Origin of the sequence: Cyanobium sp. Cruz CV13-4-11 (assembly GCF_024346055.1) — a bacterium.
GTDB lineage: Bacteria > Cyanobacteriota > Cyanobacteriia > PCC-6307 > Cyanobiaceae > Cyanobium.
Window position 1 is genome coordinate 257,524 of record NZ_JAGQCH010000001.1, and the last position, 20,318, is coordinate 277,841.

18 protein-coding genes are annotated in these 20,318 nt (G+C 69.4%); 12 read left to right on the forward strand and 6 right to left on the reverse strand.

Annotated elements, in window-relative coordinates; genetic code table 11:
• The first annotated feature begins 10 nt into the window (after nt 1-10).
• From KBZ12_RS01405 to KBZ12_RS01450, 10 genes are all read left to right on the forward strand, one after another.
• Nucleotides 11-877, forward strand: coding sequence for an efflux RND transporter periplasmic adaptor subunit (locus KBZ12_RS01405; RefSeq protein WP_254955890.1), 867 nt, complete (start codon nt 11-13; stop codon nt 875-877).
• Nucleotides 874-2,040, forward strand: a complete 1,167-nt coding sequence (gene devC, locus KBZ12_RS01410; RefSeq protein ID WP_254955891.1) for an ABC transporter permease DevC — start codon at nt 874-876, stop codon at nt 2,038-2,040. The genes KBZ12_RS01405 and devC overlap by 4 nt, the downstream gene beginning before the upstream one ends.
• A 4-nt stretch (nt 2,041-2,044) precedes the next feature.
• The gene (locus KBZ12_RS01415; RefSeq protein WP_254955892.1) at nt 2,045-2,788 is read left to right on the forward strand and encodes a DevA family ABC transporter ATP-binding protein; all 744 of its coding nucleotides are present in this window, start codon (nt 2,045-2,047) and stop codon (nt 2,786-2,788) included.
• Nucleotides 2,789-2,858: 70 nt separating this feature from the next.
• Nucleotides 2,859-3,014, forward strand: a complete 156-nt coding sequence (locus tag KBZ12_RS01420) for a hypothetical protein (RefSeq protein ID WP_011293689.1) — start codon at nt 2,859-2,861, stop codon at nt 3,012-3,014.
• A gap of 117 nt (nt 3,015-3,131) precedes the next feature.
• On the forward strand, nt 3,132-4,070 hold the full coding sequence (locus KBZ12_RS01425; RefSeq protein ID WP_254956026.1) for a glycosyltransferase family 2 protein: 939 nt from the start codon (nt 3,132-3,134) through the stop codon (nt 4,068-4,070).
• 110 nt (nt 4,071-4,180) lie between these two features.
• Nucleotides 4,181-4,897: a 30S ribosomal protein S2 gene (gene rpsB, locus KBZ12_RS01430; RefSeq protein ID WP_216908544.1), complete on the forward strand. Its 717-nt coding sequence runs from the start codon at nt 4,181-4,183 to the stop codon at nt 4,895-4,897.
• 38 nt (nt 4,898-4,935) lie between these two features.
• Nucleotides 4,936-5,595 (forward strand): translation elongation factor Ts, encoded by a 660-nt coding sequence (gene tsf, locus KBZ12_RS01435; RefSeq protein ID WP_254955893.1) that lies wholly within the window; start codon nt 4,936-4,938, stop codon nt 5,593-5,595.
• A 10-nt stretch (nt 5,596-5,605) separates the two neighbouring features.
• On the forward strand, nt 5,606-6,697 hold the full coding sequence (locus tag KBZ12_RS01440) for a hypothetical protein (RefSeq protein ID WP_254955895.1): 1,092 nt from the start codon (nt 5,606-5,608) through the stop codon (nt 6,695-6,697).
• A 23-nt stretch (nt 6,698-6,720) separates the two neighbouring features.
• Nucleotides 6,721-9,207 carry an ATP-dependent DNA helicase RecG gene (recG, locus tag KBZ12_RS01445; RefSeq protein WP_254955896.1) on the forward strand — a complete coding sequence of 829 codons (2,487 nt, stop codon included), beginning with the start codon at nt 6,721-6,723 and terminating at the stop codon, nt 9,205-9,207.
• 35 nt (nt 9,208-9,242) lie between these two features.
• Nucleotides 9,243-9,950, forward strand: coding sequence for a M15 family metallopeptidase (locus KBZ12_RS01450; RefSeq protein WP_254955897.1), 708 nt, complete (start codon nt 9,243-9,245; stop codon nt 9,948-9,950).
• On the opposite strand, the gene KBZ12_RS01455 is transcribed toward KBZ12_RS01450, so the two are convergent.
• Entirely contained in the window at nt 9,923-10,336 is a 414-nt protein-coding gene (locus tag KBZ12_RS01455; protein ID WP_254955898.1) for a hypothetical protein, read from the reverse strand. The genes KBZ12_RS01450 and KBZ12_RS01455 overlap by 28 nt on opposite strands.
• Before the next feature lie 53 nt (nt 10,337-10,389).
• Nucleotides 10,390-12,159 carry a sulfite reductase, ferredoxin dependent gene (gene sir, locus KBZ12_RS01460; RefSeq protein WP_254956027.1) on the reverse strand — a complete coding sequence of 590 codons (1,770 nt, stop codon included), beginning with the start codon at nt 12,157-12,159 and terminating at the stop codon, nt 10,390-10,392.
• Between the two features lie 113 nt (nt 12,160-12,272).
• Here sir and glyS point away from each other — a divergent pair, with 113 nt between their 5' ends.
• Entirely contained in the window at nt 12,273-14,438 is a 2,166-nt protein-coding gene (gene glyS, locus KBZ12_RS01465) for a glycine--tRNA ligase subunit beta (protein ID WP_254955899.1), read from the forward strand.
• Here glyS and KBZ12_RS01470 read toward each other — a convergent pair whose 3' ends face one another.
• Genes KBZ12_RS01470 through KBZ12_RS01480 form a run of 3 tightly spaced genes read right to left on the reverse strand, consistent with a single transcriptional unit; the run spans nt 14,439 to nt 17,370 of the window.
• Nucleotides 14,439-15,536, reverse strand: coding sequence for a type III polyketide synthase (locus tag KBZ12_RS01470; RefSeq protein ID WP_254955900.1), 1,098 nt, complete (start codon nt 15,534-15,536; stop codon nt 14,439-14,441). It abuts the gene before it with no gap.
• Complete coding sequence (locus tag KBZ12_RS01475; protein WP_254955901.1) at nt 15,527-16,681, reverse strand: NAD(P)/FAD-dependent oxidoreductase; 1,155 nt, start codon at nt 16,679-16,681, stop codon at nt 15,527-15,529. Before KBZ12_RS01475 ends, KBZ12_RS01470 begins: the two co-directional genes overlap by 10 nt.
• Nucleotides 16,678-17,370 (reverse strand): methyltransferase domain-containing protein, encoded by a 693-nt coding sequence (locus KBZ12_RS01480; RefSeq protein ID WP_254955902.1) that lies wholly within the window; start codon nt 17,368-17,370, stop codon nt 16,678-16,680. The genes KBZ12_RS01475 and KBZ12_RS01480 overlap by 4 nt, the downstream gene beginning before the upstream one ends.
• Before the next feature lie 161 nt (nt 17,371-17,531).
• On the opposite strand from KBZ12_RS01480, the gene KBZ12_RS01485 reads away from it, so the two are divergent.
• A complete protein-coding gene (locus KBZ12_RS01485; protein ID WP_254955903.1) occupies nt 17,532-18,851 on the forward strand; it encodes a hemolysin family protein in 1,320 nt (439 codons plus the stop codon).
• A gap of 8 nt (nt 18,852-18,859) precedes the next feature.
• Here KBZ12_RS01485 and chlP read toward each other — a convergent pair whose 3' ends face one another.
• The gene (gene chlP / locus KBZ12_RS01490; RefSeq protein ID WP_254955904.1) at nt 18,860-20,251 is read right to left on the reverse strand and encodes a geranylgeranyl reductase; all 1,392 of its coding nucleotides are present in this window, start codon (nt 20,249-20,251) and stop codon (nt 18,860-18,862) included.
• Nucleotides 20,252-20,318 lie beyond the last annotated feature (67 nt).

Below are 20,318 nucleotides of genomic sequence, written 5' to 3' on the forward strand. Positions count from 1 at the left end.
CGTCGCCGGTTTGGCAGGCCTGCTGGTGGGTGGTGTCGTTCTTTATCAGCGCCTGCAGCCCACCAAGCCCCCGGCCGCCGCCGTGGTCCGGCCGCCGGCCCCGGTGGAGGCCGTGGCGGCCCTGGGCCAGCTGGAGCCCGACGGTGATGTCCGCCTCCTGGCGGCGCCGATCACCGGCATCGGCGGCAGCCCCCGCATCACCGAACTGCTGGTGGCCGAGGGCGACCGGGTGCAGGCCGGTCAGCTGCTGGCCCGCTTCGACAACCAGCCGCTGCAGCGGGCGGAGCTGTCACTGATCCGCACCCGCATCGCCAACCTCGGCCGCCGGCTCACGATCCAGACCCGCGACCTGGCGCGCTACCGCAAGCTGGCCAGCGATGGGGCCTATTCGGCCGCCGATCTGGATGTGCTGGAGCAGCGCACCCTGGAGCTCCAGGGCGAGTTGCAGGAGGCCAGGGCCTCCCTGGTCAAGGCCAACACGGATCTGGTTAACACCGAACTGAGGGCACCGATCGACGGCACGGTGCTGCGCATCCAGTCCCGCGTCGGCGAACGCCCCGGCGACAAGGGCATCCTCGAACTGGGGGCCAGTGACCGCATGGAAGTCTCCGTCGAGGTCTATGAGAGCGACATCGACCGGGTGCGGCTCGGCCAGGCCGTGACCCTCACCAGCGAGAACGGCGGTTTCGACGGCACCCTTAAGGGAACGGTGCGGCGCATCAGCCCCCAGGTTCGCCAGCGGGAGGTGCTCTCCACCGACCCCACCGGTGATGCCGATGCCCGCGTGGTGGAGGTGCGGGTGCGTCTCGATCCCAGCGATGGAGCCAGGGTCGCCTCCCTCACCGGCCTCAAGGTGATTGCCCGCCTGCAGCCATGACCCCCTGGCAGGGACGCCGGATTCCCCTGGCCTGGCTGCTGCTCACCCGCCAGCCGATGCGGCTGGCCGTGGCCCTGGCGGGGATCACCTTCGCCGGGATCCTGATGTTCATGCAGCTGGGCTTCCGCGATGCTCTGTTCGACTCCAGCATCACGGTGCACAAGCTGTTCGACACCGATCTGGTGCTGCTCAGCCCGCGCACCAAGAGCTCGATCAGCATGACCGGCTTTCCCCAGCGACGGCTGGTGCAGGCCATGGCCGATCCGGACGTGACCGGCACCACGCCGGTGCACTGGAACCTCCTGCTCTGGCGCAACCCCAAGACCAAGGGCACCCGCTCCATCCTGGCCCTCGGCTTCGAGCCCCGCGACCCCCTGTTCATCGATCCAGCTGTCACCGCCCTGGCGCCGCGCCTCACCCAGAAGGGCCGGGTGCTCTTCGACGACCAGTCCCGCGATGAGTTCGGACCGGTGGCGAAGTGGTTCCGCGAAGGGCGCACCGTGGAGAGCGAAGTGGCCGGTAAGCGGCTGAGGGTGGCGGGTCTGTTCACTGCCGGCGCCTCTTTCGGTGCCGACGGCAACATCCTCACCAGCCGGGAAACCTTCCTCAGCCTGCTGCCCAACACCCCCTCCGGCAGCATCGAACTGGGTCTGATCCGGCTGCGGCCAAGGGCCGATCCCGCCCGGGTGGTGAAACGCCTGCAGGCCCTGCTGCCGGAGGACGTCAGTGTCCTCACCAAACAGGGCTTCCTCGATCTGGAGATGGACTACTGGCGCAGCAGCACCGCCATCGGCTTCATCTTCACCCTGGGTGCCGCCATGGGCTTCATCGTCGGGTGCGTGATTGTTTATCAGATCCTCTATTCCGATGTCAGCGACCACCTGCCGGAGTACGCCACCCTCATGGCCATGGGCTACAGCCTGCTGACCCTCCTTGGCGTGGTGGCGCGGGAGGGCCTGCTGCTGGCGATCTTCGGCTACCTGCCCGCCTACGCCGCCGGCCAGGTGCTGTACGCCGTCATCCACGCCGCCACCAAACTGCCGGTGGCCATGGCCGCCGATCGTGCCATCACCGTGTTCCTGATGATCCTGGTGATGTGCATGGGCTCGGCGGCGATGGCGATGCGCAAGCTGGGCGACGCCGATCCTGCGGACATTTTCTGAGCCGATGACCAGCCTGCACCCCGGTTCAGCCCCCGCCACCGCCAGCACGGGTGATGGCCCCGCCACGGTGTCGGTGCGGGGTCTCAGCCACTGGTATGGCACGGGTTCCATGGAGCGCCAGGTGCTGCAGGGCATCGACCTGGAGATCCATCCCGGCGAGGTGGTGCTGCTCACCGGGCCTTCGGGGTGCGGCAAGACCACCCTGCTCACGCTGGTGGGGGCCCTGCGCCAGGTGATGGAGGGATCGGTGCGGGTGCTCGGCTGCGAGCTGAAGGGCTCCAGCCGCCATGAGCGGCAGCTGCTGCGCCGCAGCGTCGGCATGATCTTCCAGGGCCACAACCTGCTGCGTTGCCTTACTGCGGAGCAGAACGTGCAGATGGGGGCCGACCTGCTACCGGACCTGGCCTATCGCGCCCGCCGCGATCTCTCCCGGGAATGGCTGCGGGCCGTGGGTCTCTCCGACCACCTCGGCAAGCTCCCCCACGACCTTTCCGGCGGCCAGAAGCAGCGGGTGGCGATCGCCCGGGCCCTGGCCGCCCACCCCCGTCTGCTGCTGGCCGATGAACCCACCGCCGCCCTCGACAGCCGCACCGGCCGCGAGGTGGTGGATCTGCTCAAGCGGCTGGCGCGCGATGAGGGCTGCGGGGTGCTGATGGTGACCCACGACCCGCGCATCCTCGATGTGGCCGATCGCCTGGTGCGCATGGAGGATGGCCGGCTCTGGGCCAGTGACGCCACCGTCGGCTGATGACGCTCAGTTGATCCTGGTCTGTTGAGTAAGGTGGAACCTCACAGTCTTTTCGAAGCGCCGAAGCCCTATGTCGAAACGCAGGAACCTGAAGAAGGAAAAGCAGGAACGCAACCGGGCCTACGCCCGCAAGTTCAAGAAGCGCAAGCTGCGTAACGACGGCCGCGGTGAAGGGGCCGGCAACGGCGTGACCGGCACGGCCAACAACGGCGGCGCCGCCGACTGACCGCGCCTGCCCCGTCAGGACGGCACCGGGGGGATTCGATCGGGATCCCCCTTTTTCATGGCCGCCATCCCCCACCCCCTTGCCGCTTTCTGCGGCCCTGCCACGCCCCGGACCCCGATGTTCATCAGCGTCGTCATCCCCACCTACAACCGGCTGCCGATCCTGCGCCAGTGCCTGCAGGCCCTGGAGCGCCAGGAGACCGGCGGCCCCCTGCAGTCCTACGAGGTGGTGCTGGTGGATGACGGCTCCACCGACGACACCGTCCGCTGGCTGGATGCCCATGCCACCGCCTTCCCCCATCTGCGCCTGATCCGCCAGGACCACGGTGGCCCTGCCGAAGGGCGCAACCGGGGGGTGGACGAGGCCCGCGGCGACGTGATCGTCTTCATCGACAGCGACCTAGTGGTGACGGAGCGGTTCCTGCTGCACCACGCCACGGCATTGGCGCGGGCCTGGGAGGAGAGCGGCGACCGGCTCTGCTTCACCTATGGCGCGGTGATCAATACCCACAACTTCGAGTCGCCCACGGCGGAGCCCCACAAGCTGCGCGATCTCTCCTGGGCCTACTTCGCCACCGGTAACGTGGCGATCGATCGCCAGCTGCTGGAGCAGTCGGGCCTGTTCGACACCGGCTTCCGCCTCTACGGCTGGGAGGACCTGGAGCTGGGGGAACGGCTGCGCCGCATGGGGGTGCGGCTGGTGCGCTGTCCCGAAGCCGTGGGCTATCACTGGCATCCGCCCCTGAGTCTGGAGCAGATTCCGGATCTGGTGCGGGTGGAGCGGGAACGGGCCAAGATGGGCCTGGTGTTCTATCGAAAGCACCCCACCTGGCGGGTGCGCTTCATCATCCAGTACACCTGGCTGCATCTGGCCCTGTGGGAGCTGCTCACCCTGGGCGGCCTGATCAATGAACGCAGCCTGCGGCCCCTGCTGCGTTGGCTGATCCGCCACGGCAAGGCGGGTCTGGCGATGGAGCTGCTGAGGCTGCCGCTCAACCGCTTCGGGGTGCGGGCCCTCCATGCCGAAGCCCGCCAGCAGGGCCATTTGGTAGGTTGAACCGGTAACCCCAACACCGCACACCTGCACGTTTCGGGTGATCCGCTGCCTGTCCTATGGCGCGGCATCCCTGGCAGGTGGAGGCCAACCCGAAACCCCCCTACAACCAAATGGCTGTCGTCACTCTCTCCGAGATGATGGAGGCTGGTGCCCATTTCGGACACCAGACCCGTCGCTGGAACCCCAAGATGTCGCGCTACATCTATTGCGCGCGCAATGGAGTTCACATCATCGATCTCGTGCAGACCGCCGTCTGCATGAACAACGCCTACAAATGGACCCGCAGTGCCGCCCGCAGCGGCAAGCGCTTCCTGTTTGTCGGCACCAAGAAGCAGGCCTCTGAAGTGATCGCCCAGGAAGCGGCCCGCTGCGGCGCCTCCTATGTCAACCAGCGCTGGCTGGGCGGCATGCTCACCAACTGGAGCACCATGCGCGCCCGCATCGACCGGCTCAAGGACCTGGAGCGCATGGAGTCCTCTGGCGCCATCGCCATGCGTCCCAAGAAGGAAGCCGCCGTCCTGCGCCGCGAACTGGACCGTCTGCAGAAGTACCTCGGTGGCCTGAAGAACATGCGCCGCCTGCCCGATGTGGTGGTGCTGGTGGATCAGCGCCGCGAAACCAACGCCGTGCTCGAGTGCCGCAAGCTCGACATCCCGCTCGTGTCGATGCTCGACACCAACTGCGATCCGGATCTGTGCGACGTTCCCATTCCCTGCAATGACGACGCCGTGCGCTCTGTCCAACTGGTGCTGGGCCGCCTCGCCGATGCCATCAACGAAGGCCGCCATGGAGCCCAGGATCAGCGCAGCGGCGACGACGACGCCTGACCCCTTCTCTCCCTCCCGACCTCCCTCCCTCCCGACCCATGGCTGAGATCACAGCGAAGCTCGTCAAGGAACTGCGCGACAAGACCGGCGCGGGCATGATGGACTGCAAGAAGGCCCTCACCGAGTCCGGTGGGGATGCCACCAAGGCAGCCGAATGGCTGCGTCAGAAGGGCATCGCCACCGCCGAGAAGAAGGCCGGCCGTACGGCGGCCGAAGGGGCCGTCGGCAGCTACATCCACACCGGCGCCCGCGTCGGTGTGCTGGTGGAGGTGAACTGCGAAACCGATTTTGTGGCCCGCGGTGAGCTCTTCCAGGAGCTGGTGCGCAACGTGGCGATGCAGATCGCCGCCTGCCCCAACGTGGAATACGTCACCACCGAGGACATTCCCCCCGAAGTGGCGGAGCGCGAGAAGTCCATCGAGATGGGTCGCGACGATCTCGCCGGCAAGAAAGAGGAGATGAAGGTCAAGATCGTGGCCGGGCGCATCGGCAAACGCCTCAAGGAACTGGCCCTGATGGACCAGCCCTTCATCCGTGACAACACCCTGACGGTGGGTGAGATGGTCAAGTCGGCCGCCGGCAAGACCGGCGAGAACATCCGCGTGCGCCGCTTCACCCGTTACACCCTCGGCGAGGGGATCGAGGTGGAGCAGTCCGACTTCGCAGCGGAAGTGGCGGCGATGGCCAAGGCGGCCTGAGCCGGAGCCGTTGAGCGAACCCTCCGACGCGATCGATCTGCCGGGTCAGTTGCAGGCCCTGACCCGGCAGCTGACCGCGTCGAACCCGGAGCTCTATCGCCATGTGGCCCTGTATCTGCAGGTGCTGCGCCAGGTGCTGCCCCAGCGGGTGCAGCAGGCCTGCTTCCATCTGGCCACCCAGGTCCATCCCCAGCGCTACGTCGACCTCCCCGATGAGCGCCGCCGCCTGCTGCTCGGCCAGATCAACGAGCTGGTGAGCCGTTGCTCCAGTCTGCTGACGGTGGAGCAGCTGGTGATCCTCGCCTCCCAGATCTCCCGGGAGCGGCAACGCCGTGAGCGCCACGACCGTCAGCAGCTCCTGGAGGAACTCTCCTGGGATGGGGAGAGCCCCGACCGTTCTCCCGAACCCGATCCCCTCCCGCCTGGGTCGGTTCAGATTGCCATGGCCCCGCCCCTGACCGGGGCCTCCTCCCTGATGGCCGCGCTGGCCGGTGGGCCAGGCCCTGCCGCTGATCACGGCCCTTCCGATGACGAGGAGGCCCAGGAGGAGGCCGATGGGGACTCCGAGGGCGACGAAGCCGTAGACGACGAACAGGACGACGACGAAGAGCGTGCCTCCCCGGAGGATCGCTCCCTGTGGCAGGCGGGGCGGCTACCGGAGGATCCCGAGCAGTTGCTGCGCTGGATGGACGGCATGGAGCTGGCCCTGGCCCGGCGACTCCGCAACCTGTCGCATGCCATCAACGTGGAGCTGCTGCGGGGCGGTGTCAGCCGCAGCCTGCTGCCGGTGAGCCTGCTGGACGCGGTCCTGGACGGCCAGCTGGAGACCATGGCCGCCCCGGCCAACCTGATGCGCCTGCCCCTTCCCTTCGGCGCCAGCCGCTCCCCCCAGGCCCACACGATGGCGGTGCTGCTGCGGCCCGTCGAGCTGGAACTGGAGGAGCCCCGGCTGCGCACCTGCCGGCGGCGGCTGCAGCAGCATCGCCAGGAGGTTCGCAGAATGGCCCAGCAGTTCCGTCGCCTGCAACGGCGGTCACGGATCCATCAGGCCGAACAGCTTTGGCTGCAGGACATCCGCCCCCCATCGATTCCGAGCGACTGACCGGGTCCTCCGCCGGGGAAGGGGTGAGCGTGTCCGCCCTGGAGGCTCTCGAGGCCTGGTGCACGCCCCTGCAGCTGGCCTGTCGCCTGGAGGCCGAAGCTGGCTTTGGCGATCTCCAGGGACGGCGGGACCGGTTCAGTGGCTTCATCGACACCTCCCTGGCGGCCCCGCCGGTAGGGCTTGAGCCCGCCGAGAAGCAACAGCTGGCCGCCCTGGCGGCGGCGTTCGGCGGCTATGGCGAGGTGTCCCTGGCGAGCCGCCAGGCGCTGGTGCGTCAACTGCGCCAGGCCCTGCATGAGCTGCGCTGCCGCCGCCGGGAGGTCTTGCCGGTGGCTCCGCCACGGCTGCGGCTGGGGCCGCCCGCCGCAGCGGAGCGTGCAACCAGCGGCGCCGCCGTCCGCCTCACGGCCCAGACCCCCCTTGCGGAGGTGGCAGGGATCGGCCCGAAGACCGCCACCCGGCTGGCCGCCCTGGGGCTGCTGGTGGTGCGCGATCTGGTGCACCACTACCCCCGCGACTACCTCGATTACGCCCACCTGGTGCGGATCGCGGCCCTGGAGCCAGGACGCACCGCCACCATCGTGGCGACGGTGCGCCGCTGCCATGCCTTCGGCAGCCCCCGCAACCCCAACCTGGCGATCCTGGAGCTGCAGCTGCAGGACGTGACCGGTCGGCTCAAGGTGACGCGCTTCTTCGCCGGCCGCCGCTTCAGCAGCCCCGGCTGGTTGAAGTCCCAGCAGCGGCTCTACCCCGTGGGGGCCACGGTGGCGGTGAGCGGTCTGGTCAAGGAAAGCCCCTACGGCCCCGGCTTCGCCGATCCTCTGCTGGAGGTGCTGGAGGCCCCCGGGGCGCCGGTGCGCTCGGAGCAGATCGGCCGCTTCGTGCCTGTCTATGCCCTTACCGAGGGCCTCACTGGCGAGACCCTCGCCCGGGCCATTGCCGCGGTGCTCCCCTCGGCGACCCGCTGGCCCGATCCGCTGCCGGAACCCCTGCGCCTGGAGCTGGGCCTGGTCGGCCGTGGCGAGGCCCTGCAGGGCCTGCACCGCCCCGCCGACAGGGAGCAGCTGCAGCGCTGCCGCCGTCGGCTGGTGTTCGACGAGTTCCTGCTGCTGCAGCTGGCCCTGGGCCAGCGGCGCGAGCGCCTGCGCCGCTCACCGGCGCCGCCGCTGCTGCTGCCCCTTGGCGGCGAAGACCTGGTGAGCCGCTTTCTGGCCCTGCTGCCCTTTCCGCTCACCGGGGCCCAGAACCGGGTGCTGGCCGAGATCCGCGCCGACATGGAGCGGCCCCAGCCCATGGCCCGGCTGGTCCAGGGGGACGTGGGCAGCGGCAAGACGGTGGTAGCCCTGGCGGCCCTGCTGGGCGCCATCCAGGCGGGCCATCAGGGGGCCCTGATGGCCCCCACCGAGGTGCTGGCGGCCCAGCATTTCCACAAACTGGCCGGCTGGCTGCCCCAGCTCAACGTCAGCATCGAGCTGCTCACCGGCTCCACCCCTGCCCGTCGCCGCCGCCAGCTGCTGCAGGACCTGGCCAACGGCCAGGTGAATCTGCTGGTGGGCACCCACGCCCTGCTCGAGGATCCGGTCCAGTTCGACCGCCTTGGCCTGGTGGTGGTGGACGAGCAGCACCGCTTCGGCGTCCGCCAGCGCAACCGGCTGCTGGCCAAGGGGCTCCAGCCCCACCTGCTGACGATGACCGCCACCCCGATCCCCCGCACCCTGGCCCTCTCGATCCACGGCGATCTGGACATCAGCCAGATCGACGAACTGCCGCCGGGCCGCACCCCGATCCGCACCCGCCTGCTGCGGGGATCGGAGCGCCCCAGCGCCTGGGATCTCGTGCGCCAGGAGGTGGCCAAGGGCCAGCGGGCCTACGTGGTGCTGCCCCTGGTGGAGGAATCGGAGAAGCTCGACCTGCGCTCCGCCGTGGAGGTGCACCGCCACCTCGATGAGGAGGTGTTTCCCACGCTCTCGGTGGGCTTGCTGCACGGGCGGATGACCGGGGAGGAGAAGCAGCGGGCCATCAGTGCCTTTCAGGAGGGGCGCTCCGAGGTGCTGGTATCCACCACGGTGGTGGAGGTGGGGGTGGACGTGCCGGAGGCGAGTGTGATGGTGATCGAACATGCCGAGCGCTTCGGCCTGGCCCAGCTGCACCAGCTGCGGGGCCGGGTTGGCCGGGGCGCCGCCGCCTCCCATTGCCTGCTGCTGCACGAGGGCGATAACGCCATGGCCCGCCAGCGGCTGGAGCTGCTGGCCCGCAGCGGCGATGGCTTCGAGATCGCCGAGATGGACCTGAGGCTGCGGGGACCCGGCCAGGTGCTCGGCACCCGCCAGTCGGGGCTGCCGGACCTGGCCCTGGCCAGCCTCAGTGACGATGGCGCCGTGCTGGAGGAGGCCAGGCTGGCGGCGCAGCGGATCCTGGCGGCGGATCCTGGCCTGGAGCGCCACCCCCACCTGCGCGGGGCCCTTGAAGCCCAGCGCCGCCGATCCGTGGAGGCGGCCCAGTTGAATTGATCCAGCCCACCGGCCGACCCGCGCCCGCCGCCCCCATGCCTCCCCTGCGCCCCTGGAGTCCGATCCCCATCGCGGAGGCCGGTGAGCCCCTGGACGATCTGCCGGCGACGTTGTGGCGACTGGAGCCCCATCCGTATCAGGCCCTGGGGGCGCCCTATGGCCCTGGCGCCAGTCCGTTCCGGCTGCGTCGCGGCGTGATCGCCCGGCTGGAGACGGCCCAGGGCCTGCTTCAGCAACAGCGTCCCCAGTGGCGGCTCGCCATCTTCGATGCCTGGCGCCCCATCGCCGTTCAAGGGTTCATGGTTCGCCAGGCCTTCCAGCAGGCCTGCCAGGAACGGGGCCTCGACCCCGACGCCGCCGGCGGCCCCCAGGCGGCCGTGGCGGCGGAGGTGGATCGCTTCTGGGCCCCGCCGAGCCGTGATCCGGCCACGCCTCCGCCCCACAGCACGGGGGCGGCGGTGGATCTCACCCTGGCCGAGGCCGACGGCCAGCCCCTGGCGATGGGCGGGGAGATCGACGCCATCGGGGCCATCTCCCATCCCGACCACTACGCCACGGCCTCAGCAGCTGGCGAGGCCGCCGACTGGCATGCCCGCCGGCGCCTGCTGGCGGCGGTGATGGGGGCGGCGGGGTTTGCCCAGCATCCGAACGAGTGGTGGCACTTCAGCCACGGTGACCAGCTCTGGGCCTGGCGTTGCCAGGAGCCGCAGGCTGTTTACGGCGCCGTCGCCGGGGAGGGTTGAGGAGCGGCCACGGGGATCACCGTGCCGGGCAGGGTCAGTCCCAGTGACCGGAACAGCACGCTGGCCTGGGGCCGGGTCAGCAGACCCTTCTGGACGCAGCGCTTGAGGCTGGCCAGGGTCAGGTCGTCCTGGACGCGTCGCAACTTGGCCAGCACCTCGGGGCTCTGGTCGGCGTAGGGCAGCAGGTGGCTCTTGTAGGACGCGGTGATCGACTCCGGCTTGCAGGCCTGGGGGTCCGAATCGAAGTACTGGACAGGCGCCTCGGGGGGCCGGGGGCGCTCCGCCGCCTCGCTCGTGTGGCCTGCCCCGGGCAGCAATCCCACCAGCACCCCGCAGAGAAGGGAGCCCAGCAGGGGCTGGAGGGTGACGGTCGCACGGTTCGGCATGCCCAGGACCTGGAGGGTGCCCCCAGGTTAGGAGCCGTCCAGGGACGCCCGGATCAGACGGGGGCGAGCAGTTGGCCGACCCGCTCGTCACCAAGCCGGTCGATGAAGTCGCCGAAGCGGCTGCGGGGGCCTCCCTCGTCGCGCCAGGCCGTCAGCAGGGGCTCCAGGGTGGCCTCGAGCTTCTCCAGGGGCATCTTCTCCAGGTAGGGCCGGGCCAGGCGCGTCAGGCCGTGGCTGCCGCCGAGCCACAGCTGGTAGGTGTCCACGGCGCTGCCCACCAGTCCGATCTCGGCCATGTAGGGGCGGGCGCAGCCGTTGGGGCAGCCGGTCATGCGCACCAGGAGCGGTTTGCTGATCTCCAGCCGCTCCAGCAGGGCCTCGAGTCGACCCAGCACATCGGGGAGGATCCGTTCGGCCTCGGTGACCGCCAGGCCGCAGAGGGGCAGGGCCGGGCAGGCCAGGGCGTGCCGGGCCAGGGCGGGCGGGGCCTCAGGGCTGGACAGGCCGAGCGCCGCCAGCGCCTCCCGCACCGACGCCCGCTGGGCGCTGCCGATGTTGCAGAGCAGCAGGTCCTGGTTGGGGGTGAGCCGCACCTCCAGCTGGTAGGTCTCGATCAGCCGGCGCAGGCCGGACTTGAGGTCCCCCTGCAGGCGTCCGCAGAGCACGGGCAGACCCACGAACCACAGGCCCGGTGACTGGCGATGCCAGCCCAGGTAGTCGGTGAGGACGGCGGTCGGTTCGCGGCGCAGTCCCTTGATCGGATGGGGAAAGTAACGGCCCAGTTCGGTGCGGAACCAGTCCACACCCCGGTCGTGGATCAGATACTTCATCCGGGCATGGCGGCGCTGCTCCCGGTCGCCGTGGTCGCGCTGCAGGGCCACGATCGCCTGCACCAGTTCCAGCACATGGGCGGCGGCCACGTAGCCGAGGGGATCGGCCGTGCGGGCGAAGGTCTCCTCCTTGTTGTGGGTCCGCCCCATGCCACCGCCTACATAGACGTTGCAGCCCAGGGGGCGGCCGGAGGGATCGCTGAACAGGACCAGGCCGATGTCCTGGGTCAGCAGGTCGACGGAGTTGTCACCGGGCACGGTGACGGCCACTTTGAACTTGCGCGGCAGGTAGGTGCCGCCGTAAAGGGGTTCGGCCGTATCGCCACTGAACACCGCACCGCTCTCCTGCAGCTTGCGCGCCTTCTTCACGGGCCCTTTGGGCTTGATGCGGTAGCTCAGGTCGCCGTCGACCCAGAGATCCAGGTAGGACCCCTCGGCCGCCTGGGGCGCCAGCAGGTCGGCGATCTGATCCGCCAGCAGACGGGCCTCCGGGTAGCCATCGCGCTCGAAGGGAGCGGCCGGAGCCATCACGTTGCGGTTGATGTCGCCACAGGCCGACAGGGTGGAGCCAAGGGCCCGCACGATGCCGCCGATCACCTCCTTGAGATCCGTCTTCTGCACACCGTGCATCTGGAAGGCCTGGCGCGTGGTGATGCGCAGGGTGCCGTTGCCCAGCCGATCAGCGAGGGCATCGAGGGCCAGATACAAGGAGGTGGGAATGCGGCCGCCGGGATTGCGCAGCCGCAGCATCATCTGCCAGTCCTTGTCGGCCCCCTTGCGACGGTTGTCCCGGTTGTCCTGCTGGTAACTGCCGTGGAACTTGAGGATCTGGACGGCGGGATCGGTGAAGCTGGGCAGCGGGTTGCCCAGTTCGCCGGCCAGGGGATCATGCAGGTGGCCGCTGCCGGCTTTGAGCGCCTCCTGTTTGGTGGGCGGTTTGGCGGGTGGGGCCGATGGGAGCGACGTGCTGTCGGCGACCGTCGTCGAGGACATCGGCATGCTGAAAGGTTGATGGAATGAAACTAGCGAACGGGACGTGGCGGTCCGCTGGCGCTGATCGCCATCGCCGTCCTTTGCATACAGTCGCGTCCTGCCCACTCCCCCGCATGGCCACCTTTCTTCTGGAGATCGGAACCGAGGAACTGCCGGCCGATTTCGTGCGCCTGGCCCAGCCCCAGCTGGAGATGATCGTGGCCAGGGATCTGCAGGAGGCCCGCCTGTCCTGGGACAGCCTCAGGACCAGCGGCACCCCCCGGAGGCTGGCGGTGACCATCGTCGGATTGCCTGAGCGCCAGCAGGATCTGCTCGAAGACCGTAAGGGGCCCCCGGCCAAGCAGGCCTTCCGCGATGGTCTGCCCACCCCGGCCGCCCTGGGTTTCGCCCGCCGTTGCGGCTGCACCCCGGAAGCGCTGGAGATCCGCGACACGGACAAAGGCCCCTTTGTGTTCGCCCGAACCACCGAAGCCGGTCGCTCCGCCGAGGAGGTTCTGGCCGGCTGCATCCCCGGCTGGATCCGCTCCCTGCAGGGGCGCCGCTTCATGCGCTGGGGGGACGGGGACGGCCGTTTCAGCCGGCCCCTGCGCTGGCTTGTGGCCCTGCTGGATGGGGCGGTGGTTCCGGTGCAGCTCACCGATGTGGATCCTCCCCTGGCCAGCGACCGCCTCAGCCGGGGTCACCGCCTGCATCCAGGCGCGGTGATGATCCCCTCCGCCGCGGCCTACGCCGCGACCCTGGAGGCCGCCGATGTTCAGGTCGACCGGGAGGCCAGGGGACGGACGATCCGGCGGGAGCTGGAGGCGGCCGCGCAGCGGGCCGGGGCCGAGCTGGATCTGCCCGAGGCCCTGTTCGACGAGCTGGTTGACCTGGTGGAGTCCCCCCGCCTGATCGAGGGCAGCATCGACGCCGCGTACCTGGCCCTGCCGCCGGAGGTGCTCAGCACGGTGATGCGATCCCACCAGCGCTATGTGCCCCTGCGCCTCTCGGCGGCCACGGCCGATCCCCTCGCCCTGGTCGCCGAGGGGGTGCTGCTGCCCCACTTCCTCTGCATCTCCAACGGCCTGGAGGCCGCCGCCGCCACGATTCAGCGCGGCAACGAGCGGGTGCTGCGGGCACGGCTGGCGGATGCAGCCTTTTTCCTGGCGGCGGATCGCCGCCAGAGCAGCGCCGAGCGTGTTGAGGCCCTCGACCGGGTCACCTTTGCCGAAGGGCTGGGCAGCCTGGCCGATCGCAGCCGGCGCCTGGCCTGGCTGGCGGAGCTGCTCTGCCGCAGCCTGGAGATCGGCGAGGAAGCCGCCAGCGCCGCCCGTCGGGCCGCACCCCTCTGCAAGCACGACCTGGTCAGCCAGATGGTGGGGGAATTCCCCGAGCTGCAGGGGGTGATGGGGGCCAAGTACCTGCTGGCGGAAGGGGAAACCCGCGCCGTGGCCCTGGCGGTGCTGGAGCATTACCAGCCCCGCGGGGCGGGCGATGCCCTGCCGGGGTCGGAGGCGGGTGCCCTGCTTGCCCTGGCCGAGCGCCTGGAGCTGCTGCTCAGCATCTTCGCCAGGGGCGAGCGGCCCAGCGGTTCCTCCGATCCCTATGCCCTGCGCCGTGCCGGCAATGGCCTGCTGCAGATCCTCTGGGATCGGGGCTGGTCGCTGGATCTGGTGGCGCTGATCGCTGAAGCGACGGCCCACTGGCAGGGGCTGTTGCCCGCCCTGGCCATCCAGCCTGCCGCCCTGGCGGCCGACCTGCACGAGTTCCTGCGTCAGCGCCTCGCCAGCCTGCTGGAGGAGGAGGGCTCCAGCGCCGATCTGGTCCAGGCCGTGGCCGGAGAGAGCGTGTCCCTGGAGCGGCTGTTGCGGGACCCGGCCGATGCCCGGGCCCGGGTGGAGCTGCTGCGGCGCCTGCGGACGGAGCAGCGCCTGCCCCTGGTGCAGGCGGTGGTGCAACGGGCCTCCAGGCTGGCCGAACAGGCCGATCTGGCCGCCGACCTGCTCAGCCCCGCCGGGGTGGTGGATCCGGCCCTCTTTGCCTCGCCCAGTGAGGCCGCCGTCCTGGCGGTGCTGGAGCGGTTGGCGGTGCATGCCGCCGCCAGCGGCACGGCCCGCTACGACCCCCTCGCCCGCCTGCTGGGGGAGAGCGGCGCCACCCTGGCCGCCTTCTTCGATGGCGACGACAGCGTCATGGTGATGTGCGACGAGCCCGAGGTGCGCCGCAACCGACTGCGGCTGCTGGCCGTGCTGCGCAACCAGGCCGCCGTACTGGCCGACTTCGCCCGGCTGGGGGCTTGATCACGCCAGCAGGGCCACCTCGATGCACAGGCCGGGTCCGAAGGCCATGGCCAGGCAGGGCCCGGCAGCGCCGCTGCCCCGCAGCCGCTCGAGGATGAACAGCAGGGTCGGGGACGACATGTTGCCGTAGTCCCGCAGCACCGACCGCGAGGGTTCGATCAGCCCTGGATCGAGCCCAAGGCCCTTCGTGACCGCCGAGAGGATGCGGGGGCCACCGGGGTGTACGGCCCAGGAGCCGATGGCGTCGAGGCTGAGGTTGTGGCTGGCCAGCCACCCCTCCAGCCAGGGCCGTAGATGCTCGCCGATCAAGTCAGGCACCTGGGGGGAGAGGCCCATGGCGAAGCCGTGGTCGCCGATCCCCCAGGACATGGCTTCACTGCTGGCCGGCACCAGAAGGGAGCCGCTGGCGATCAGCCGCCCCAGCGGGTCGATGGATGGCGCCCCCGCCTCGGGCGGCCCCCCGGTGGCCACCAGAGCAGCGGCCCCATCGGCGAACAGGGCGTTGGCCACGATTCGCTCGGCATCCCAGCCGTACTGGAGATGGAGGCTGCAGAGTTCGACCGCGCACAACAGCACACAGGCCTCCGGTGCGGCACCGGTGAACCCGGCGGCGACCCTCAGTCCATTGAGGGCCCCGTGGCAGCCCATGAATCCCACATGGGTCCGGGCCACGCCGGCGTCCAACGGCAGGGCGGCCATCAGGGCGAGATCCACGCCGGGGGCATGGAAGCCGCTGCAGGACACCGTGATCAGATGGGTGATCCGTTCGGCAGGCACCTGGGCCTGGGCCAGGGCCGCCTGGACGGCGCTCAGGGCCAGGGCCGGTGCTTCGCGGGCATAGCGGCGCATCCGCTCGCCGGTGCCGGGGCTGGTCGCTCCGAAGAACGTCTGCCTGGGGTCGCTGCCGGCGGGCTGGAGCAGCACGCTGTGGCGGCTGGCGACGCCCGAGCGGCGGTGCAGGGTCTGCAGCAGTCGGCGCTGGCCTGGCGAGGGGGTCTGCTGGGGCAGGGCCACCCCGGCTGCGATGGCGGCGGCATCGCCCTGGGTGATGCGCTCGGGGGGCAGGGCCGTTCCCAGGCCCTGGATGGTCAGGGACATGGTTCGGGGAGCGGCGGAAACAGGCTGGTGGCAGCAGAGGGATGCAGGAAGGGGGCGGCCAGGACCGGCCAGCGCTCCACCGCCGCCAGTAGCCAGCGGCTGAGGCCAGGACGGCGCAGGGCGAAGGCCAGGCCATGGCAGAGGCGCTGGCGGGATCCGATCAGCTGCCCGTGGCGGTGCACCCATTGCCGCTCCAGCTCCCGGCTCCACTGGCCTTGGCCCTGCAGCACCAACGGCACCACCGCCAGGGCCCCCAGCAGGGCCCAACCCATGCCCTCACCCGTGAACGGTTCGACGTAACCGGCGGCGTCCCCGAGCAGCAGCAGTCGCTCGGATGCCGGCGGCCACTGGCGGCCGGTGAGGGCTGGGGTGGCCAGCCAGGCGGCAGCGGCGGCCTCGGGGACAGGCTCGAACCCGGCCTCCGCCAGCACGCCCGCGGCGGCGAGCGCCGCTCCTCCCGCCTCGATCAGATGGGCCCGGTCGAAGGCCGCCGCCAAGTTGAGGTCGCCGGCTTCGGTGCGCACCAGCCCGACATAGCCGTGCCGGCCGATCGCCATGTGGATGGTGCCCGGGCCATAGCCGCTGGGCCCGGCCTGCACGCGGCAGCCGGCACCGACCCTGGAATGGGCCTGGACCTGCTTTCGGATCGGGATGGCAGGGGTCAGCCCCGGGCTGCCCAGCCCGGTGGCCACCAGCACCACCCGGGCGCTGGTGGTGGCAGGCGCGTCGATGCTGCGCAGCTGCACCTGCCGGCCGCCAGGGCAGGGGCCAGCCACCGTGGCCTCGGTGTCCATCCGGACCACCGCCCCTGCCACGACCGCGGCCTCGCCCAGGGCCAGATCGAGACAGCTCCGGGAGAGGGAGCGGCCCAGGGGAAGTGCCAGTTCCGACTGATGGTGCTGCAGGCCCAGACGCAACCGCACCAGGGGCACACCGCCGAGGCGGTCCACCAGGTCAGAGAGGCCGGCCTGCGCCAGTGCCCCGAGGGCCACCCCGTTCAGACAGGTGCCGCAGACCTTCCAGCGGGGAAGGGTCCGTTTGTCCACCAGCAGAACCCGCAGCTGGTGCGTCGCCAGCTGGTGGGCCGCCAGGGCACCGGCGGGCCCGGCCCCGATCACGATCACATCCCACTCCGGAGACGTCATGGGGCCTCCAGCGCCCCGACAGGACGGTGCCAGCTGAGCAGGAAGCGCTCGGGCCAGCTGCGCCGGATGGTGGCGCCGTCGAGGCCGGCCCGGGCCGCCAGATCCAAGGCTTCGTCCATCCGGAAGGCCCCCTGCACCGAAACGGGGCCATCGAAATGCACGATGGGTGAGCGGCTCAGCAGGCGACAACCCACCCAGGCCAGTCCATAGCCCAGGGGACTGCGGATCAGGTCGTTCACCAGCAGCAGATGGCGGCAGCGCAGGCCCAGGCGGCGGAGCAGTTCGACGGCGTCAGCGTCATCCAGATGGTGCAGAAACAGACTGCAGACCATGACGTCGTAATCCACCGGCAGGGGATCCACCAGCACGTCGGCCTGGAAGAAGGTTCCGCCCGAGGAGCTGCCGGCGGCATGGCGGCTGGCCATGGCCACAGCCTGGGAGCTCAGGTCGCAACCGTCGATCACAACGGCCAGTCCGTGCTTCCGGCAGCGTTCCGCCAGGGCGATGGTGTTGTCACCACCACCGCAGGCCACATCCAGAATCCGCAGAGGACGGGAGTGGTTCAGGGCGGAGGAAAGTGCCTGGATCGGGGTGAACAGGGACCCCACAGCTCCGCTGACGGCATTGATGCGGCGCAGACCTTGAAGGGCTTGCCCATGGGCAGCGGCGTCGATGCCGCTCTGATCCATCCACTCAGGCTGTCGGTTCCGCTGGCCCAGGGGCTGCCAATGCATCGGGGAAGGTCGCTGGGGGTTTGGCTGGTTGGGCTGGCAGGACGGCTTTAACCGTCGTCCCCTAACTTGTCCTTTCCATCCGTTCGCTGGCCGAGGGGCCATCACTGGACTTGCCGATGCTGTTCGATGGTTTTCTGATTGTCCTTCTGATTCTGATCAACGGGATCTTTTCTGGTTCGGAGTTGGCCATGATGTCGGCGCGGAGATTGCGCCTTGAGCACCAGGCTGAAGCTGGTGACCCGAAAGCGGAAGTGGCTCTGAAACTAATCCGATCCCCCAACGATTTTCTCTCGACGGTGCAGATCGGCATCACATTGATCGGCATCCTCAGTGGCGCCCTGGGCGGCTCACGGGTGGCCGAGGCGCTGCGGCCGTTCCTGCAGGCCATTCCGCCGCTGCGGGCCTGGGCCGATCCCCTGTCCCTGGGACTCGTGGTCACCGTGATCACATTTCTTTCTCTGGTGCTGGGGGAGCTGGTGCCCAAGCGCATCGCCCTGAATGACCCGGAGCGCATCGCCTGCCTCGTGGCGCCAGCCATGCGGCGGCTGTCGCGCTGGATGGCCCCCCTGGCCCACCTGCTGGGCTCCTCCACCGATCGGCTGCTCAGCCTGATGGGCATCGGCGAGCGTGGCGAGCCGGAGATCACTGAAGACGAGATCAGAACCCTGCTGCGCAGGGGTACGGAATCAGGCCTGTTCGACGTGGCTGAGCACGCCATGGTCGAGCGGGTGTTTCGCCTGGCGGATCGGCCCGTCAAGGCGATCATGACCCCCCGCACCGACATCTGCTGGCTGGATCTCTCTGAGTCTCCCCAGTCCCATCTGGAGCAGGTGATGGCGGAGAGTCACTCCCTGTTTCCGGTGGCGCGCGACAGCCTCGATGCCTGTGTGGGCGTGGTGCGTGGCCGTACCTTTCTGGCCGCCCAGCTGGGCGAGGGCCCGCGCGACATCGAAGCCTTGCTGCAGCCACCGCTCTACGTGGGCGAGAGCACCAGGGCCCTGAAGCTGATTGAGCAATTCAGAACCAGCGGGGTTCACATCGCCCTGGTGACCGATGAGTTCGGCGGCATTGAGGGACTGGTGACCCTCAACGACATGATGGCGGCGATCGTCGGCGATCTTTCCGCCGCCAGGGATCAGGAGGACCCGATGGTCGTCGTTCGCCAGGATGGATCCTGGCTCCTCGACGGTGCCCTCGATATCGCCGACTTCAAGGATCTGGTTCGCAAAGGACACCTGCCGGAGGAAGTCCGCGGGGGCTACCAGACCCTGGGTGGCTTCGTGATGCACCATCTCGAGCACATTCCCAGTTCCGGTGAGGTCTTCGAATGGGAAGACCTCCGCATCGAGGTGGTCGACATGGATGGCAACCGGGTCGACAAGCTCCTGGTGAGTCGGCTTGAGGCGTCCTCAGACCGACCCGAAGGGTCGGCCTGAGGACGCCATCACTTGGCCACCAGTTCCGGTTCCTTGGCGGAATCGCTGCCGGCCTGGGGATCGGCGGGTGCCGTGGCGGCATGAACGCCCGCAGGCTTCATCGAGGAACGCGGCTCTGCGGCCAGGAAAATCGCTTCCGCCTCCTCGGCTGAACGCACGGCACTGGGCACCGGCTTGTAGCCGGCCGGGGCGAGGGCCTGGCCGCGCAGCACCGCACCAAGGGTGAGAACGGTCAGCTTGATCTGCTGCCAGGGGTTCATCGCCACCACCCGCTTGTAGAGGTAGCTGTCGAAGGTGAGGCGCTGGACGTCCTTGTCATCGCACATCTCGACGAACGCTTCGCGGGCGGCATCGTTGCTGTAGAAGATGTTCTGCAGCAGTTCCAGCACCTTGTAGGTGGCGCCGTACTTGCGGTCCCACTTGCGGATGTACACCTTCAGGTCCTTCTCGGTGGGGATCTTTGTTCCACCGGCGCTGGCGGCCACGATCTCCTCGGCGCACATGCGGCCACTCTTGGCAGCGAAATAGATGCCTTCGCCGGAGCTCTTGGTGACGTAACCGGCCGCATCGCCCACCAGGGCCATGCGACCCACCACCCGCCGGGGGCGGGGATGTTCGGGAATCGGGTGCGCTTCCACCTTGATCACCTCGCCGCGCAGCAGCCGGCGGCTGGCCCGGGCGCGAATGCCCTTCTGGAGGCCCTTGATCAGCGACTGGTTGGCCTGCATCGTGCCGGTGCCCACGGCCACGTGGTCGTACTTGGGGAAGACCCAGGCGTAGAAATCAGGCGAGACATCGGTGCCGACGTACATCTCGGCCAGATCCTCGTAGTAGGCCATCTCCTCGGCGGGCAGGCGGATGCGCTCCTGGAAGGCGATGGCCACGTTGTAATCGCCCGCATCCATGGCCTTGGCCACCCGGCTGTTGGCGCCGTCGGCCCCGACGATCAGGTCCACCTCGAGGGTCTTCAGCTCGCCAGTGGGGCCGCCGGAGGAATAATCGGCGTAGTGGAGGGTGTACGGGCCCTGGCGATGGCTACCGGTGTCGATGCTTTGCACCAGGCCGTTGACCAGGTGGGCACCCAGTTCGGCGGCCCTGTTACGCAGGTAACCGTCGAGCACTTCCCGACGGCACATGCCGATGTACTCGTTGCTGTTCTCCAGGTGGATGTCCACCTCCCTGTTGGAGGGGGAGATCATCCGCATGTTCCGCACCTTGCGGTCGATGATGGATTCGGGCAGATCGAACTCCTCCACCATGCAGAGGGGGATCGCGCCGCCACAGGGTTTGGCATTGTCGAGCTTGCGCTCGAACAGCCAGGTCTGGATGCCTGCCTTGGCGAGAACTTCCGCAGCACAGGAACCGCTGGGGCCGCCGCCCACGACTGCCACTCGCAACATCTTGAAACCTGCTCTGCCATTGGGATGTCGGGTGGAAGCTAACACCGCCATGCGGGTAACCGCCCGG

Coding starts and splice junctions, on each gene's coding strand:
- devC (WP_254955891.1), top strand. CDS start 874: ATGACCCCCTGGCAGGGACGCCGGATTCCCCTGGCCTGGCTGCTGCTC.
- KBZ12_RS01415 (WP_254955892.1), top strand. CDS start 2,045: ATGACCAGCCTGCACCCCGGTTCAGCCCCCGCCACCGCCAGCACGGGT.
- KBZ12_RS01420 (WP_011293689.1), top strand. CDS start 2,859: ATGTCGAAACGCAGGAACCTGAAGAAGGAAAAGCAGGAACGCAACCGG.
- KBZ12_RS01425 (WP_254956026.1), top strand. CDS start 3,132: ATGTTCATCAGCGTCGTCATCCCCACCTACAACCGGCTGCCGATCCTG.
- rpsB (WP_216908544.1), top strand. CDS start 4,181: ATGGCTGTCGTCACTCTCTCCGAGATGATGGAGGCTGGTGCCCATTTC.
- tsf (WP_254955893.1), top strand. CDS start 4,936: ATGGCTGAGATCACAGCGAAGCTCGTCAAGGAACTGCGCGACAAGACC.
- KBZ12_RS01450 (WP_254955897.1), top strand. CDS start 9,243: ATGCCTCCCCTGCGCCCCTGGAGTCCGATCCCCATCGCGGAGGCCGGT.
- KBZ12_RS01455 (WP_254955898.1), bottom strand. CDS start 10,336: ATGCCGAACCGTGCGACCGTCACCCTCCAGCCCCTGCTGGGCTCCCTT.
- sir (WP_254956027.1), bottom strand. CDS start 12,159: ATGTCCTCGACGACGGTCGCCGACAGCACGTCGCTCCCATCGGCCCCA.
- glyS (WP_254955899.1), top strand. CDS start 12,273: ATGGCCACCTTTCTTCTGGAGATCGGAACCGAGGAACTGCCGGCCGAT.
- KBZ12_RS01470 (WP_254955900.1), bottom strand. CDS start 15,536: ATGTCCCTGACCATCCAGGGCCTGGGAACGGCCCTGCCCCCCGAGCGC.
- KBZ12_RS01475 (WP_254955901.1), bottom strand. CDS start 16,681: ATGACGTCTCCGGAGTGGGATGTGATCGTGATCGGGGCCGGGCCCGCC.
- KBZ12_RS01480 (WP_254955902.1), bottom strand. CDS start 17,370: ATGGATCAGAGCGGCATCGACGCCGCTGCCCATGGGCAAGCCCTTCAA.
- KBZ12_RS01485 (WP_254955903.1), top strand. CDS start 17,532: ATGCTGTTCGATGGTTTTCTGATTGTCCTTCTGATTCTGATCAACGGG.
- chlP (WP_254955904.1), bottom strand. CDS start 20,251: ATGTTGCGAGTGGCAGTCGTGGGCGGCGGCCCCAGCGGTTCCTGTGCT.